Source organism: Hymenobacter coccineus, assembly GCF_001816125.1.
GTDB lineage: Bacteria > Bacteroidota > Bacteroidia > Cytophagales > Hymenobacteraceae > Hymenobacter > Hymenobacter coccineus.
Map to the genome: position 1 here is coordinate 1 of NZ_MDZA01000338.1, position 247 is coordinate 247.

1 protein-coding gene is annotated in these 247 nt (G+C 72.9%); it reads left to right on the forward strand.

Annotation, left to right across the window (positions count from 1 at the left end):
• Positions 1 to 43: 43 nt before the first annotated feature.
• Positions 44 to 247 (forward strand): hypothetical protein (locus BEN49_RS28700; RefSeq protein WP_193415834.1); only part of this gene is annotated, 204 nt, incomplete at its 3' end.

Below are 247 nucleotides of genomic sequence, written 5' to 3' on the forward strand. Positions count from 1 at the left end.
ACGGCCGCGCCCACGTTTTCGCAGGAAGAACTCGCCCTGATTGGTGCAAACCGCCCGCTCCACGGGCCGCGGCGTGGTGGCCCACGCCAGCACCGCCGAGGGCATGCGCCGCGCCGTGCTGGCCGGCGTCGAACCATCGAGCACGGCGACGGCCGCGCCCACGTTTTCGCAGGAAGAACTCGCCCTGATTGGTGCAAACCGCCCGCTCCACGGGCCGCGGCGTGGTGGCCCACGCCAGCACCGCCGA